The following is a 14,024-nucleotide window of genomic DNA, read 5'->3' as shown; positions in this document are numbered from 1 at the left end:
GGAATGAATATCTCCTTTCGGCAATTGCAGGTCTTCCTCGCCGTCTACGAGGCCGGCAGCTTCACCGTGGCGGCGAACGGCCTGCACATCTCGCAGTCCGCGGCGAGCAAGATGGTCGCCGAGCTCGAGAACCAGCTCGGCATGACCCTGTTCGAGCGCACCACGCGCACCGTGGTGCCCAACGATGCGGCGCGCGAGTTCTTCGAGTTCGCCCAGGACGTGACGGCCACCATGGCGACCGCCAAGCGCAGCATCACCGAGCTGATCACGCTGGAGCGCGGCAAGGTCAGCGTGGCCGCTTCGCCGCTGATGCACTACGGCCTGCTCGCGGGGCCGATCGCGAGCTACCGCCAGCGCTATCCGGGCATCGACTTCGAGATCCACGAATGCTCGACCGACGAGACGCTGGACCGCGTGCGTTCGGGCGTGGTGGACATCGGCTTCTGCGCCACGGATTCCGAGATCAGCGGCCTCGAGGCCACCGTGGCGATCGAGGACGCGATGTATGCCATCGTCGACGACGCGCATCCGCTGGCGCGCCGGCGTTCCATCCGGGCCGCGGAGCTGCTGCCCTACAACTACATCTCGCTGCGCGATTCCTACAGCATCCGCCGCACGCTCGACCAGATCTTCGCGCGCACGCCGCTGCGCTTCGAGAATCACATCGAGGTCGGTTCGCTCACGGCAGCCCTGGGCTTCGCGCGGCAGGGCGCCGGTTTCCTGATCGTGCCGGGCTATGCCGCCGACATCGCGCAGCAGTGGGGCATGCGGCGGATCGCGATCTCCGACCTCGCGAGCTTCCGCCACCGGATCTCGCTGATCCGCCGGCGCACCACGCGGCTGTCGGTGGCCGCGCGGCATTGGCTCGCGGTGTTGCCGCAGAGCTTTCCGTTGCTGAAGTGAGCGGGCGCTCGCGCGCTTCGATGCCGACGGTGTCGAGCGTCTGTTTATAATAATAGTTCTCATTTGCATCGTAGGGCCCAGCGTCCTCTCTTGTGTAGACAGTCTCGCCATGGGTCCGCGCGCCACGCCAATGCAAGCCGTCGAAGCCTTCTATGCCGACCACCACGGCTGGCTCCAGGCCCTGCTGCGCAGGAAGCTCGGCGACATCCACCATGCGGCCGACCTGGCGCATGACACCTTCCTCACGCTGGTCGCAGCGCCGTCGAAGGCGCAGCAGCTGCACGAGCCGCGCGCCTACCTGCGCACCGTCGCGCACGGGCTGCTGGTCGATCACTTCCGCCGCCGCGCGCTCGAGCAGGCCTATGTCGAGCAACTGGCCGCCATGCCCGAGCCGCTCGCGCCCTCGCCCGAAGACCGCCTGCTCGTGATCGAGGCGCTGCACCGCATCGACGCCATGCTCGACGCGCTGCCCGCGCGCACGCGCACCGTGTTCCTGCTGTCGCAGCTCGAGGGCCTGGGCTACGAGGAGATCGCTCAGCGGCTCGAGGTGTCGGTGCGCACCGTCAAGCGCGACATGCGCGCGGGTTTTGCCCAATGCATCGCCTCGATGCTTTGAACCCCACGCGCCCGCGCGGCGACGACCCGGTGGTGCTGCAGGCCGCGGACTGGCTCGTGAAGCTGCATGCCGGCGAGATGGACGAGGCCGGGCACCGCGCCCTGCATGCCTGGCGCGCGCAGGCGCCCGAGCACGAGCGCGCCTGGCAGGCCGCCGACGAACTGGCGCGCACCTTCGGCCGCGTGCCGACGGGGCTCGGCGTGCCCACGCTCGAGAGCGCGCGCCGCCTGCGCCGCCGCGTGCTGCTGCGCTCCACGGTGCTGCTGGCCACCGGCGCGCCGGCCGCCTGGCTGGCCTGGCGCACCTGGGGCGTCGAGCTCGCGGCCGAGTACCGCACGGCCGTCGGCGAGCGGCGCGGCTTCGTGCTGGCCGACGGCACCCGGCTGCTGCTCGACACCGGCAGCGCGGCCGACGTGGTGTTCGACGAGCGCGAGCGGCTGGTGCTGCTGCGCGCGGGCCGGATCCTGGTCGAGACCGGCCATGCCGCCGGGCTGCCCGCGCGGCCGTTCTTCGTGCAGACCACGCAGGGCCGGGTGCGCGCGCTCGGCACGCGCTTCACGGTGCGCGGCGGCGACGAGCGCACGCGCGTGGCGGTGTTCGAGCACGCGGTCGAGATCGCGCCGCGCGCGGCCGACGCTACCCGAGTCGTCGTGCGCGGGGGCCAGGAGGTCGACTTCACGCGCGACGCCGCCGGCACGCCGCGCGCCATCGCGGCCGGCGCCGATGCCTGGTCGCAGGGCGTGCTGGTGGCCGACCGGCAGCGGCTCGAGGATTTCCTGGCCGAGCTCTCGCGCTACCGCCCCGGCGTGCTGCATTGCGCGCCCGAGGTCGCGAACCTGCGCATCTCGGGCGTGTTCCAGGTCGCCGACACCGACCAGGTGCTCGCCACCCTGGCGCAGACGCTGCCGGTGCAGGTCCGCATGCGCACGCGCTACTGGGTCACGGTCGGGGCGCGCGCACCAGGTTAAGAGCAGCTGGCGCGCGCGCATCGTGGCGCTGCGTGTCCCTTTTTCGGCGCTCGTTCGACAAGTCAGAAAGCAACACCTTTTCACCGACTTGCCGACCGGACCCGCCATGCCTTCCTCCTTCGCTTCGCGTCATCGCTTCACCGCCATCGCCTTCGCCGCGGCGCTCGCCGCCGCGCTGCCGCCCGCCATCGCCCAGGCCGCCGACGCGCCCGCCAGCCAGGCGATCGCGCCCGGGCCATTGAGCCAGGCGCTCTACGGCTTCGCGAGCGCGAACGGCATCACGCTGTCCTTCGATCCCGCGCTGACCGAGGGCCTGCGCTCGCCCGGCCTCGAAGGCGGCCAGGGCATCGAGCAGGGCCTGCGGCGCCTGCTGGCCGGCAGCGGCCTCGAGGCGGTACCGGTCGCGCCCGGCAACTACCGCCTGCGCAAGGCGGCCGCCGATGGCGCCGCGGCATCGGGCGACGGTGGCCTGGCCCCCGTGGTGGTGACCGCGCGCGGCGAGCGCAGCGCGCTCACCGAAGGCAGCGGCTCCTACGCCGCCCGCGCCGTGACCGTGGCCGGCAAGACACCCACGCCGTGGAAGGACGTGCCGAACTCGGTCTCGGTCATCACGCGCCAGCAGATGGACGACCAGAACATGACCACGGTCGAGGACGCGCTGCGCCAGACCGTCGGCGTCACGGCCATTCCCTACGGCGACGGCACCGCCTATTTCCAGTCGCGCGGCTATGCCTCCGAGGTGCAGTACGACGGCCTGCCGTTCAACAACGGCATCCAGTACCTGCGCCAGTTCGACCTCTCGATGTACGACCGCGTCGAGGTGTTCCGCGGTCCCGCCGGCGTGCTGCAGGGATCGGGCACGCCGGCCGGCACCGTGAACCTGGTGCGCAAGCGGCCGCTGGCCGAGCCCGTGATCTCGGGCCTGCTGTCGGCCGGCTCGTGGAACCAGCACCGCGGCGAGATCGACATCAGCCGCCCGCTCAACGAGGCCGGCACGGTGCGTGGCCGCGCGCTGCTGTCCTCCGAGGGCGGCGACAGCTTCCGCACCCAGGGCACGAGCCGCCACACACTGGGCTACGCGATCGTCGAGGCCGACCTCGGTCCGCGCTCGACGCTGAGCCTGTCGGGCAGCGTGCAGCCCCAGCATGACCGCGGTGTCGACTACGGCCCGGGCACCTACACCAACGGCAGCTTCCTCAACGCGCCGCGCAAGACCTTCTTCGGCTCCGACTGGAGCGGCAGCTCCGGCACCGCCAAGGAGGTCTATGCCGAGTTCGTGCACCGCTTCGATGACGACTGGGTCGCGAAGGCCGCCTACATCCGGCGCAGCATCGACGGCGACTCGCGCTACGGCTACATCAACGGCCTGGTGCGCCTCGACAACCGCGCGGCCTACACGCTGCAGGCGCAGAGCGGCGAGACCACCTGGCAGGGACTGGACCTGAACCTCGCGGGCAGCTTCAGGCTGTGGGGCCGCAAGCACGACCTGCTGATCGGCGCCAACCACTCGAAGCGCGACGAGACCTCGCTCTCGGGCTCGGTCGGCATCCCGCAGGTCGACATCTACAACCTCTACGTTCCCGACCGCCCGATCCCGTTCCGCTTCGGCAGCAACACGCGCAGCGAGCAGAGCGGCCTCTACGGCCAGACGCGGCTGCGGCTCGCCGACCCGCTCACACTGGTGCTCGGCGGCCGCGTGAGCCATTACCAGAGCGAGAGCCAGACGCTGCTGCCCACGCCCGGCGCATGGAAGAGCGACGCCGGCGGCGTGAATCACAAGTTCTCGCCCTATGGCGGCCTGGTCTACGAGCTGCGGCCCGACATCTCGCTCTACGGCAGCTACAGCGACATCTTCATTCCGCAGACCCAGCTTGCGGTCGGCAACGCCGCCTTGCTGCCGCGCGTGGGCCGCCAGTTCGAGATCGGCACCAAGGGCAGCTTCATGGACGGCCGCCTCAACGCCTCGCTGGCCGCCTTCCGCATCGAGGACCGCAACCGCGCCGTCACCGACCCCGACAACCCCGGCTTCTTCGTCGCCGAAGGCAAGGTCCGCAGCAAGGGATGGGAGGCCGAGGTCTCGGGCAGCCTCGCGCGCGGCTGGGACCTCTACGCGGGCTACACCCGGCTCGACACGCGCTACGCCGACGACCCGAGCAACGCCGGCAAGCCCTTCTCGAGCGAGGAGCCCAGGCACACCGTCAAGCTCTGGACGCGCTACGAGTTCCAGCAGCCTTCGGTCGCGGGCCTGCATGTGGGCCTGGGCGTGCGCGCCGTCAGCAAGACCGACCGTGGCGCGGCCGTGCAGGGCGGCTATGCCGTGGCCGATGCGCAGGTCGGCTACCGCTTCAACAGGAACCTGTCGCTGACGCTCGACGTGCACAACCTGTTCGATCGCGTCTACTACGCGCGGCTGCCTTCGCGCTTCTACAGCGTGTATGGCGATCCGCGCAATGTGCGGCTGACCTTGCGCGCGAGCTACTGAGGTCGCGCGTGGATCCGGGGCGCGGGGACGGCGCAGAATGCCGGGCTTCCGATCGCAGCCGATTCCCCGTTTCCATGCACGACCGCTTCCTCGACGACATCCGCCGCAACCTGAACAACCGCGCCATCCTCGAGCGCTGGGATGCGCTGGCCTTGCCCGACGGCTGGCTGGTCGCGGGCTGCCTGTTCCAGACCGTCTGGAACCTGCGCTCGGGCGACGCGCCGGCGTCGCGGATCAAGGACTACGACCTGTTCTACTTCGACGCCGAGGACCTGAGCCAGGCCGGCGAGGCGCGCGTGCAGGCGCGCGCCGACGCGCTGCTCGGCGACCTCGGCATCGAGGTCGAGGTGGCGAACCAGGCGCGCGTGCATCTCTGGTACGAGTCGCACTTCGGCGAGCGCTACGAGGCGCTGCACAGCGCGCGCGACGGCATCGACCGCTTCCTCGTGCCCGCCACCTGCGTCGGCGTGCGGCCCGGCGAGCTCTATGCGCCGAACGGGCTGGAACTGCTGTACGAGGGCGTGCTCACGATGAATCCGCTGGTGCCGCACCGCGAACTGTTCGAGCGCAAGGCGGCCTCGTACCGCGCGCGCTGGCCGTGGCTGCGCATCGAAGCCTGAGCGATGCGCTAACATCCGGCCCGCGGTTGCAAGCCGCGCCCGGGCCCGCGGGAAGGGTTGAACCCACTTGCCTTCGCACGCTGAGCAACCAGCAGTCCTTTGTGCAGCCGAATTTGCGGGTCTTCGGCGTCGATGCACGGAGGTTCCTGTGAAGCGCATCCCCCCTCGGCCCGACCTGGGCCATCTCAAGAAGCAAGCCAAGACGCTGCTGTCGTCCTACCGCCAAGGCGACGCGGCGGCCATCGCGCAGTTTCGCGTGCACCTGCCGGCAGCGGCCGCAAGGAGCGACGCGGCCATTGCCGCGATGGACCTGCGATTGCACGACGCGCAGTCGTGCATCGCGCGCGAATACGGCTTCGTCTCCTGGCCCGACCTGCAGGGCTTCGTGCTCGCGCGCCAGGCGGCCGTGGCCGATCCCGCGAAGGCGCTGCGGCATTGGCTCGGCCTGGTCTATGCGGGCGACGTGGCCGGCGGCACCCACCGCGCGCGGCCCGCGGTGGCCGAGCGGCTGCTCGCCGAAACGCCGCAGCTGCTGGGCGACGATCCCTGGCTCGCCTGCGCCATCGGCGACGAGGCCGCGCTGCGCGCCGCGATCGCGCGCGATCCCTCGTGGGTGCATCGCGCGGGCGGGCCGCTGAAGCTGCCGCCGCTGGTGGCCGTCACGCACTCGGCCTTCCTGCAATTGCCGGCGTACCGCGAGCGCATGCGCGCCTGCGTGCGCCTGCTGCTCGCGGCCGGTGCGCAGGCCGACCAGTCCATCGGCAACCGCTGGCCGCCCGCATCGCTGGACACGCCCAGCGAAGACGAGCGGCTGAGCGCGCTGTACGGCGCGGCCGGCCAGCAGCGCGATCCCGAGACCACGCGGCTGCTGCTCGATGCCGGCGCCGATCCCAATGACAACGAGTCGCTCTACCACTCGCTCGAGAACCGCGCCTGCACCCAGTTGCTGCTCGCGGCGGGTGCGCGCGTCACCGGCACCAACGCGCTCTATCGCGTGCTCGACCTCGACGATGTCGAGACGCTGAAGCTGCTGCTCGCCCATGGCGGCGATGCCAACGAGGGCGCCCGTAGCGAGCCGACCAGCGAGTGGGGCACGCCGCTGCTGTGGGCGATCCGCCGCCGCCGTTCGCCGGCCCACATCGAAGCCTTGCTGGCCGCGGGGGCCGATGCGTCGGTGCGTACGCGCGAGGGCATCGATGCGCGCACGCTGGCGCTGCGCTTCGGGCTGGTCGAGGTCGCGCGCCTGCTGGCAGGTGCCGGCATCGATGCGCAAGGCTCGCCGCAGGAGGCCTTCATCGCGGCCTGCGCGCGCGCCGACGAGCCAGCGGCCCGCGCGCTGCAGGCCGCGAACCCGGGCCTCGTCGACACGCTGTCCGCATCGCAGCTTCGCCTGCTGTCCGAGCTTGCGGCGCAGGAAGGCTGCGGCGATGCGGTGCGCACCATGGTGCGCTGCGGCTGGCCGATCGCCGCGCGCGGCGGCGACTGGGATGCCTCTGCGCTCAACCAGGCCGTGTTCCGCGGCGACGCCGCGCTCGCGCGCTTCCTGCTCGAACACGGCGCGAGCTGGACCGAGAAGCACGGCTATGGCGACAACGCCATCGGCTCGCTGTCGTGGGCCTCGTACAACCAGCCCGTCGAAGACGGCGACTGGCTCGGCTGCGCCGAGGCGCTGGTCGCGCACGGCATGCCGACGGCGCTGCCCGATCCGGCGAGTGCCGATACCGTGCTGATCGATGGGCAGCGCAAGGCGTTCTCGGAGGAGGTGACGGAGTTCCTGTTGGCTGCGTTGGCACCCGAAGCGCCGCACGGCGGCTGAGCCGCACGCGCGGCCTTCGGCGCCGCGCCCCGCGTTGCCGGGCGGAGACAGCGATCCCCCACGGAAGACCTTCGTGGCTACGATCGCTGTCGAAGACCAACAAGAGGGGGACGCCATGCATGGAGGACGAGGAACGGCACCGCGGCTGGCCGCGCTGCTGCTGATCGCCGGGGCGGCCTGGGGCTTGCCGCCCCTGGCCGTCGCCCAACCGGCCAGCGAGGCGCTGATCGCAGCGTCGCGCAGCGCCGTCGAGGTGATCGCGGGCACTTCGATCTTCGAAGGCGTGGCCGTTGCCGCCGGCGAGGTCGCGACCCCCTGCCATCGACTCGGCGGCACCGCGCCTCCCTATGCGGTGCGCCAGGGCGCAGCGCGTCTTCCGGCCGAACTGGTCGCGGCCGACGAGGACCGCGACGTCTGCCTGCTGCGGGTGCCGGGCCTGGGCGCGGTGCCGGCGCGCATGGGCCGCACGCGCGACAGCGGCACGCTCGTCGGGCTGCATGGCATCTCCCTGCTCGACGGCCTCGTGCGCACCGGCCGGCTCGATATCGTCTACATGGGCCGGGTCACCGAAGGCCTCTACCTGGGCCTGGTGCCGTCCGTGACCAGCCCGGCGTTCGCGTGGCGCGACGGCATGGGCGTTCACGACAGCCAGGGCCTGCTGCTGGGGCTGGTCGTGATGGAGGCCGGCAGCGACAACCCGCGCGGCATGTCGCTGCCCGTCGAATGGATCGCGCAGGTGCAGGAGCGCAGGCCGCGGCCGCCGGCCGAACTCGGCACCGTGCCCTGGATGAACCAGGCGCGCCTGCTCGACGCCAAGCGCGATGCCGCGGGCCTGCTGCAGAACAATCTGCGCTGGACCGAGGCGCGGCCCCTGAGCGCCTGGGCCTGGAACAACCTGGGCAATGCCTACATGCTCGGCGGCACCGGTCCCGAACGCGGCCGGAACGGCGAAGCCGCCTACCAGAAGGCGGTGGAGCTCGACCCGCGGCTGGCCCAGGCCTGGAACAACCTCGGCAACGTCTACGCACAGACCCGCCGCTCCCCGCTCGCGATCGAGGCCTATCGCACGGCAACGCGTGCCGATCCGAGCTACAGCGTCGCCTGGCGCAACCTCGGCGAGCTGCTGCGCAAGAACGGCCAACGCGAACAGGCGATCGAGGCCCTGCAGCTCGCGGCAAGGTCGGGCACCGGCAGCGATCGCGCGCTCGCGCTCAACGGCCTGGCCTTCATCTACGGCGAAGGGCCGCAGGCCATCCAGGCCCTGCAGGAGGCCGTGAATGCCGATCCGCGCTTCGTGCTGGCCTGGAAGAACCTGGGCGCCGCGCTCGAGAAGGCCGGCGACCGGCCGCGCGCGATCACGGCCTACGAAATCGCGCTGCGCATCGACCCGCGCGATGCCGGCACCTGGACGCGGCTCGGCGATGCCTACACCTGGGCCGGCAAATCCGATGCCGCGCTGCAGGCCTACCGTGCCGCCACCGGCCTCGATCCCGACAACGGCACGGCCTGGAAATGGCAGGGCATGCAGTACTTCAAGCGCGGCGACTTCAAGCAGGCGGCCAGCGCCTTCGACGAGGCGCTGCGCCATGGCGAATCCAATGCCCAGGTCTACGAGCTGCTCGGCGAGGCCCAGCAGAAGGACGGGCAGAACGACAAGGCCGAGGCCAGCTACCTGAAGGCGATCGAGCTCGCGCCGCTGAAGGCCACGCCCAGCGCGCGGCTCGCCGACCTGTACCGCCAGCTCGGCCGGCCCGACGAGGGCCTGCGGCTGGCCGAGCGCGCGGTGCAGATCGATCCGAAGGATGCGGTGGCCTGGGACGTGCTCGGCACCAGCCGCGTCGGCAAGGGCCAGGTGCCCCAGAGCATCGAGGCCTACCAGCGCGCGGTGGCGCTCGATCCGCGGATGACCACCGGCTGGATCAATCTCGGCATCCAGCTCAACGAGCTGCGGCGGCTGCCGGAGGCGAAGGACGCGCTCGAGCGCGCGCTGCGCATCGCGCCGGACAACCGCGCGGCGCTCACCAACCTCGGCGTGACGCACATCCGCGCGCGCGATTTCGATGCCGCCATCGGCGTGTTCGAACGCCTCGACGACGTGAAGCCGCCCGATCCGCTGGTGCTGGCGAACCTCTGCAGCGTCTACAGGCGCGCCGGCCGCGCGCAGGACGCGCTGCGCACCTACGACCGCCTCAAGGTGGTGGACGCCGCCTGGGCGGCGCGGGTGTACGAGACGGAGCTCAAGGGCCTGCCCGGCGCGGCCGCGCCGGGCACGGCGGCGCGCTGAACGCCGCCCGTCGTCTCGACTCAACTCTCCAGCACCTCCCTCACCTTCACCGCCAACGCCTCCAGCGTGAACGGCTTCCCGATCAGCTCCACCCCCGCGTCGAGCACCCCGTTGTGCACCACCGCGTTGCGCGTGTAGCCGGTGGTGAACAGGATCTTCACCGCGGGCCAGCGGCGGCGCACTTCCTCGGCGAGCTTGGCGCCGTTGACCTCGGGCATGACGACGTCGGTGAACAGCAACGCGATCTCGGGATGGGCCTCGAGCTGGCGCAGGGCGGCGGCGGCGCCGTCGGCCTCGAGCACGCGGTAGCCGAGCTCGGTCAGCGCGTCGACGCTGAACTGGCGCACGGCCGGCTCGTCCTCCACCACCAGCACCACCTCCTGCATCTCGCCGAGCGGCACCTCGTCGGCGCGCTCGGCGTCGGGGTCTTCCGCACCGGCGCCGGCGAAGCGCGGCAGGTAGACCTTGACGGTGGTGCCGTGGCCCACCTCCGAATAGATCTTCACGTGGCCGCCGGTCTGCTTGACGAAGCCGTAGACCTGGCTCAGGCCGAGGCCGGTGCCCTTGCCGACGCCCTTGGTGGTGAAGAAGGGATCGAAGGCCTTGGCGATGACCTCCTCGCTCATGCCCATGCCGGTGTCGGTCACGGCGATCATCACGTACTGCCCCGAGGGCACGCCCAGGTGGGTGCTGGCGTAGTGGCCGTCGAGGTGGGCGTTCTGGGTCTCGATGGTGAGGCGGCCGCCCTCGGGCATGGCGTCGCGCGCATTCACCGCGAGGTTGAGGATGACGTTCTCGAGCTGGTTCGGGTCGGCATGCGCGCGCCACAGGCCGCCGGCCAGCACGGTCTCGAGCTGCACCTCGGCGCCGAGCGCGCGGCGCAGCAGGTCGGACATGCCGGCCACCAGCTTGTTGGCGTCGATGGCCTCGGGCCGCAGCGGCTGCTGGCGCGAGAAGGCGAGCAGCCGCTGGGTCAGCACGGCGGCGCGGCGCGCGCCGTCCATGGCCGATTCGGTGTAGCGCTGGGCGCGCGGATCGCTGTCGCCCATGCGGCGCTTGAGCAGCTCGAGCGAGCCCATGACCACGGCCAGCATGTTGTTGAAGTCGTGCGCGATGCCGCCGGTGAGCTGGCCCACGGCCTCCATCTTCTGCGACTGGTGCAGCCGCTCGTGCGCGAGCTCGAGCTCGGCGGTGCGCGCTTTCACGCGCTCCTCGAGCTGGGTGTTGGCATGCTGCACGGCGTCGAACAGCCGCGCGTTGTCGATCGCGATCGCGGCCTGCGCGGCCAGGCCGACCATCACGCGCTCCGAGCGCTCGCTGAACATGCCGGTCTGTACATGGCCGAAGAACAGGCCGCCGATGACCTCGCCCGAGCGCGAGACCACGGGCACGGCGAGGTAGCTGCGCACGGGCAGGTGGCCCTTGGGCATGCCCTTGTGCGGCGGGTTCTGCGCATAGCGCGGATCCGCGAGGATGTCGTCCGAGCGGATCACGCCCTCGCCGCGGAAGGTGGGCGCGAAGACCGCGGTGGCGCGCGGCATGCCGAAGTTCTCGAAGGCGGCGCGGTCGGCGCCCGAGAGCGAATAGAGCATGTAGCGCTCGCCGGCATCATCGAGCACGTTGTAGAAGAAGGCGCCGAAGCTCGCGCCCGTGAGTTCCACGCCGGCATCGACCACGTGCTGCACCAGCTTCTGCAGGTCGAGCTCGGCGGCGATCTGCGCGCCGGTGCCGTTGATGATCTCCAGCGTCTGCGTCTCCATCGCGAGCCGGTCGCGGCTGTCGCGCAGCCGCGCCTCGATGCGCGCGCGTTCGGCCGCGTCCCAGGTGCGCTCGGCGGTCAGCTCGGCCAGCTCGATCTCGTGCGGTGTCCACGTCCTGGGCGCGGCCTGGTGCAGGTAGAAGACGGCCCGCAGCGCACCCGCGCGCAGCAGCGGCACCACGACCAGCGCGCGCGTGCCGATGCTCTCCCAGGTGTCGGCATACGCGCCGCCCGCGCGCGCATCGGCGCGGAAGTCCGCGATGACCAGCGTGCGGCCGGCCTTGAGCTCGGCCACCACCTCGGGGCCGAAGCCGTCGAGCACGCGCGATTCGCCCGCGAGGCTGGGCATGGCGCCGGCGCTCCAGTCGCGCGCCACGGTCACGTGCTTCTGCGTGGCATCGACCACGCCATAACCCGCGCGCCCCACCGCGAGATGGCGGCCCAGCAGTTCGGCGGCGGCGCGGGTCACGGCCACCGGGTCGGCGAGGTCGCGCACCGTGTCGCTGAGCTTGAGCAGGAAGCGCTCGCGCTCCTCCACCGATTTGCGCTCCGAGATGTCGCGGTAGAAGATCGCGAGCCCGTCGCCCGAGGGATAGGCGCGCATCTCGATCCAGGCGCTGCGGCCGCTGGGCCAGGTGTAGAAGTGCTCGATCTCGACGCGCCGGCGCTCGCTCATCGCCTGGCGGTAGAGCCGGCCGAAGGCGCTGTCGAGCGTGCCCGGCCAGGCGTCCCACAGGGTGCGGCCGAGGATCTCCTCGCGCGAGCGCGTCTCCAGCCGCATGCCCTCGGCATTGATGGCCAGCACGCGGTAGCCGGCGTCGACCAGCACGAAGCCCTCGGCCATGCCCTCGAGCACGCCGCTGGCGCGCGCTTCGCTCTCGCGCAGCGCGGCCTCTGCATGCACGCGCTCGGTGGTCTCGATGACGATCGCCAGCACGCCGGCGGGGCGGCCGCTCTCGTCGAGCACCGGGGAGTAGTCGAGGTTCATCCACACCGGCTCGGGCTTGCCGTGGCGGTGCAGCACCAGCTCCTGGTCCTTGAAGGCCAGGGTGCCGCCGGCCAGGCCGACCTTCATCACGTGGTCGTTGAAGTCCGCCACCTCGGGCCAGCCCTGGCGCACCTCGGAGCCCAGCAGCTGCGGATGACGGCCGCCCGCGAACACCGAGTAGGCGTCGTTGTAGATCATGAAGCCGGGCTCGCCCCACAGCATCACGATCGGCACCGGCGAGCGCAGCAGCAGGCTGGTCGCGGTCCGCAGGCTCTGCGGCCAGGCGGCGATCGGCCCGAGCGAGGTGCGCTCCCAGGGGAAGTCGCGCACCAGGCGGCCCAGTTCGCCGCCGCCCTCGAGGAAGGCCAGGTGGGTGTGTTCTCCTTCGTCGTCCGTTCGCTGCGTGTTGCCGGAACCGTCCATCATTGCCTGTGCCTTTCGTGGGCGAGCCGCCGCCTCGCCGGGCGGAAATGCCGGCAAATATAGAGGGGCGCGGTGCCGGCGGGAAGTCAGCGGGTTTCAACCCCGGCCGAGGGCGGGCGCTGACAGCGCGGGAGGCTGCCCCGCCAGGGCGCCGTTCAGCGCTGCGACTTGCGCAATCGGTGGATCAGGAACGCCTCGAGCAGCTCGGCCGCCTTGCGCCCCGGCAGCGGCGCCGTGGCCAGCCAGGCCTCGGACTCGGGCAGCGCGGGCAGGCCTTCCTTGGCGCCGAGGATGCGCAGCCGCTTGGAGATCGTGGCCTCGCGGAACACGCCCACCGCGATGCCCGCGCGCACCGCGGCCTCGAGGCCGGTGACGGTGGTGCTGGTGTAGGCGATGCGCCAGGGGATGCCGGCGCGGTCGAGCGCGTGGGTGGCCCAGTCGCGCAGCATCGCGCCCTCGGGGTTCAGCGCCAGCGGCAGCGGCCGCTGCAGGTGCGTCGACGAGCCCGGCGCGGCGGCCCAGACGATGCGCGACTTCGACAGCGGCAGTCCTTCGCCCGAGCCGACCGGGCCGATGCCGATGACCATGTCGTAGCGCGCGCCCAGCTCGGCGTGCATCAGCGACGACACGCCATGCTGCAGCTCGACGTGGATGCGCGGATGCAGCCGGCAGAACTCGGCGATCAGCGCCGGCAGCACGCGCGTGGCGTAGTGCTCGATCGAGCCCAGGCGCACGCTGCCCGAGACCTCCTGCGCATCGACGTCGCGAAACAGCTGGTCGTTGAGCCGCAGCATCTGGCGCGCCAGCGGCAGCAGCTGCAGGCCCTCGGCGGTGGGCACCAGCTTGCGGCTGCCGCGCTCCACCAACTGCACGCCGAGCTGCTCCTCGAGCCGGCGCATCTGCATGCTGACCGCCGATTGCGTGCGCGACAGCGCCTTGGCCGCGGTGGTGAAGCTGCCGATGCGCACCAGCGTGTCGAACACGCGCAGCAGGTCGATGTCGGCCGTGTGGCTGCGCGGGGCAGGGGTGTTCGGGGTGGGCATGGGGCCTCCATTCAATCATGGAACGTGATGGAAGCGATCATCAAACATCACGTTCCAAGCTGGATCTCGGGTCAAGAATGAAGCCTCACGGGACCCATGAGCCCGAACAGGAGACCGCATCC

Annotated in this window: 9 protein-coding genes; 7 read left to right on the top strand and 2 right to left on the bottom strand. The window is 71.4% G+C overall.

What is annotated here, in order from left to right; translation table 11 throughout:
* The first annotated feature begins 3 nt into the window (after positions 1-3).
* The 7 genes from R0232_RS39830 (at position 4) to R0232_RS39800 (ending at position 9,689) form a co-directional block, all read left to right on the top strand.
* The gene (locus tag R0232_RS39830) at positions 4-903 is read left to right on the top strand and encodes a LysR family transcriptional regulator (RefSeq protein ID WP_177239412.1); all 900 of its coding nucleotides are present in this window, start codon (positions 4-6) and stop codon (positions 901-903) included.
* A gap of 130 nt (positions 904-1,033) precedes the next feature.
* Positions 1,034-1,519, top strand: coding sequence for a sigma-70 family RNA polymerase sigma factor (locus tag R0232_RS39825; RefSeq protein ID WP_256222679.1), 486 nt, complete (start codon positions 1,034-1,036; stop codon positions 1,517-1,519).
* Positions 1,516-2,487: a FecR domain-containing protein gene (locus R0232_RS39820; RefSeq protein WP_431512961.1), complete on the top strand. Its 972-nt coding sequence runs from the start codon at positions 1,516-1,518 to the stop codon at positions 2,485-2,487. Before R0232_RS39825 ends, R0232_RS39820 begins: the two co-directional genes overlap by 4 nt.
* A 106-nt stretch (positions 2,488-2,593) precedes the next feature.
* Positions 2,594-4,969, top strand: a complete 2,376-nt coding sequence (locus R0232_RS39815; RefSeq protein WP_431514632.1) for a TonB-dependent siderophore receptor — start codon at positions 2,594-2,596, stop codon at positions 4,967-4,969.
* A 74-nt stretch (positions 4,970-5,043) separates the two neighbouring features.
* Entirely contained in the window at positions 5,044-5,589 is a 546-nt protein-coding gene (locus R0232_RS39810; protein ID WP_431514631.1) for a nucleotidyltransferase family protein, read from the top strand.
* A gap of 148 nt (positions 5,590-5,737) precedes the next feature.
* On the top strand, positions 5,738-7,405 hold the full coding sequence (locus R0232_RS39805) for an ankyrin repeat domain-containing protein (protein ID WP_431514630.1): 1,668 nt from the start codon (positions 5,738-5,740) through the stop codon (positions 7,403-7,405).
* Between the two features lie 115 nt (positions 7,406-7,520).
* Entirely contained in the window at positions 7,521-9,689 is a 2,169-nt protein-coding gene (locus tag R0232_RS39800) for a tetratricopeptide repeat protein (protein ID WP_431514629.1), read from the top strand.
* 20 nt (positions 9,690-9,709) lie between these two features.
* Here R0232_RS39800 and R0232_RS39795 read toward each other — a convergent pair whose 3' ends face one another.
* Positions 9,710-12,862 (bottom strand): PAS domain-containing protein, encoded by a 3,153-nt coding sequence (locus R0232_RS39795; protein WP_431514628.1) that lies wholly within the window; start codon positions 12,860-12,862, stop codon positions 9,710-9,712.
* A gap of 152 nt (positions 12,863-13,014) precedes the next feature.
* On the bottom strand, positions 13,015-13,902 hold the full coding sequence (locus R0232_RS39790) for a LysR substrate-binding domain-containing protein (protein WP_057589983.1): 888 nt from the start codon (positions 13,900-13,902) through the stop codon (positions 13,015-13,017).
* Between the last annotated feature and the right edge of the window lie 122 nt (positions 13,903-14,024).

The sequence above is a fragment of the Variovorax sp. DAIF25 genome (assembly GCF_050711835.1).
In the GTDB taxonomy this organism is placed as follows: domain Bacteria; phylum Pseudomonadota; class Gammaproteobacteria; order Burkholderiales; family Burkholderiaceae_C; genus Variovorax.
The sequence above is the reverse complement of the archived record's forward strand: the minus strand, read 5'-3'. Positions and strand labels throughout refer to the sequence as shown.

Bases quoted from the DNA above. Each gene is read 5' to 3' on its own strand.
- R0232_RS39830 (WP_177239412.1), top strand. From the start codon at position 4: ATGAATATCTCCTTTCGGCAATTGCAGGTCTTCCTCGCCGTCTACGAG.
- R0232_RS39825 (WP_256222679.1), top strand. From the start codon at position 1,034: ATGCAAGCCGTCGAAGCCTTCTATGCCGACCACCACGGCTGGCTCCAG.
- R0232_RS39815 (WP_431514632.1), top strand. From the start codon at position 2,594: ATGCCTTCCTCCTTCGCTTCGCGTCATCGCTTCACCGCCATCGCCTTC.
- R0232_RS39810 (WP_431514631.1), top strand. From the start codon at position 5,044: ATGCACGACCGCTTCCTCGACGACATCCGCCGCAACCTGAACAACCGC.
- R0232_RS39800 (WP_431514629.1), top strand. From the start codon at position 7,521: ATGCATGGAGGACGAGGAACGGCACCGCGGCTGGCCGCGCTGCTGCTG.
- R0232_RS39795 (WP_431514628.1), bottom strand. From the start codon at position 12,862: ATGATGGACGGTTCCGGCAACACGCAGCGAACGGACGACGAAGGAGAA.
- R0232_RS39790 (WP_057589983.1), bottom strand. From the start codon at position 13,902: ATGCCCACCCCGAACACCCCTGCCCCGCGCAGCCACACGGCCGACATC.